Raw genomic sequence first — 1,863 nt, 5'->3', positions numbered from 1 at the left:
TGCACCCACAGGCCCTCGCCGTGCCGCTGCTCGAGACGAGCATGCGCGACTGGTGCACCGGCCGCGCCGCGATTCCGCAGCCGATCGAGCACCTGCTGGTGCGGGATGCGCGGGGCCGGGCGGTCGCCCGCTCCACGGTGCACACGGATCCGCGGCTCGATGCCCGACTGGGGGCCCCTTCGCTGCTCTTCGGCGCCACGGAATTCGCCGACGCCGCGGCCGCGACGACCCTGTTCGCTGCGATCGAGGAGCGCGCGGCGGGGCGGGAGCAGCTGGTCGGCCCGGTCTCGCTGCTGCCGAACCAGGCCGGGGGAGTGATCACCAGCGGGTTCGCGGAGCGCGGCTTCGTCGATTCCGCGTGGAACCCCGCGAGCTACCCAGGCATCTACGAGGCGGCCGGGTTCGAGCGGCTGTGGGAGTCGGACACCTGGGTGGTGCCGACGCGGAGCACGCCGGGCGTGAGCGCTGCGGAGTGGGCCGCCGCAGGGCTGCGTCTCGAGTACGGCTCGCGGCGCCGCGTCGATGAAGTGATCCCCGAGCTGCTCGCGCTGCTGAATCGTTCCTTCGCCGCACTGCCGTACTACACCGAGATCACGCCCGACGAGATGGCCGCGGCGACCGACGGGCTCGCCTACCTGCTCGACGAGCGCCTCCTGCTGCTGGCCCGCGACGCCGGCTCGGGCGAGGCAGTCGCGTTCGTGCTGGTCGTCCCCGACATCACCCTCTTCCTGCAGCGCATCGGCGGGCGGATGCGGCTGCACCGCCGACTGCAGCTGCTGCTGACCCGCGCGCGCTACCGGCGCGAGGCGATCCTGATCATCCAGGGCACCGACCCGGCGCGGCAGGGCCGCGGCATCCTCAGCCTGCTCAGTCGGCAGCTGCAGGCGAATCTCGCCGCGGGCGGCTACCGTCTGCTGCGCAGCACGTATGTGGGCCACGACAACATCGGCTCGGCCCGGCAGTTCGAACGCTTCGGCGGCACGCCGCTGCACGGCTACACCTTCTACTCCCGGAGGACCGGATGAGCGCCACCGACATCGCCGCCCTGCTGCTGATCGCGAGCCGCTCGCCCTCCGCGCACAACACGCAGCCGTGGGCGCCGAGGATCGTCGGGCCCGACACCGTCGAGGTGTCGGTCGTGCCGGCGCGCACGCTGCCGGCCGGCGATCCATCGTTCCGCGACCTCGTGCTCGCCCTCGGCGCCTGGTGCGAGAGCCTGGCCGTCGCGGCCGCGGCCGTCGGCTGCTCGATCGACGTGCAGCCGCTCGATGCGCTGAGCCGGCTCGACGAGCTGCCGCTGGACGGACCGGCCGACCCCGAGGATCCGGTGCTGCGCATCCGTGTGCTGGACACGCCGAGTACCTCGCCCTACACAGTGCAAGRCGTGCTCGCGCGTCGCGTCTTCCGCGGAGCGCTCGGGGCCCTGAACTGGACGCCGCCCGCCCTGCCGACGTGGCTGGGCGTGCGCGAACTCGACAACGGAGCGATGACGCGCCTGGTGCGCCTCGGCGTGGCGTACACCGCCTCGCGGCCGAGCGTCGCAAAGGAGCTGCTGCACTGGCTGCGACTCAGCCCCGAGCATCCGAACTACCATCGCGACGGCATGACCGACCGGATGCTGATGATCCCGAAGCCGCTCGCGGCGCTCGCCACACCGTTCACCCGCCGCTCGTGGCTGCGCGATCCGGTGATCGCGCTCGCCGGGGCGTTCGGGCGCGCGCTGGAGGGGATCGAGCGGTCGGTGCGCCTGCCGCCCGTCGAGGCCGGGTCCGGCCCGCGCCACATCGTGCTCGTCGTCGACGCCCGCAAGCTCGGCGGMGACCTGCCGAGCGCGACCGAGGCGATGGACAGCCGGATCGGCGC

At 73.2% G+C, this 1,863-nt stretch carries 1 protein-coding gene and 1 pseudogene; both read left to right on the top strand.

The features are described from left to right. The coding region (locus AC1DVT_RS19970; protein WP_477391103.1) for a hypothetical protein at positions 1 to 1,025 on the top strand (1,025 nt) is incomplete at its 5' end. Next, positions 1,022 to 1,863, top strand: a pseudogene (locus AC1DVT_RS19965) (hypothetical protein); the annotation flags it as partial. The gene AC1DVT_RS19970 and the pseudogene AC1DVT_RS19965, both read left to right, overlap by 4 nt.

The sequence above is a fragment of the Microbacterium sp. P2_F9 genome (assembly GCF_056403635.1).
The sequence above is the reverse complement of the archived record's forward strand: the minus strand, read 5'-3'. Positions and strand labels throughout refer to the sequence as shown.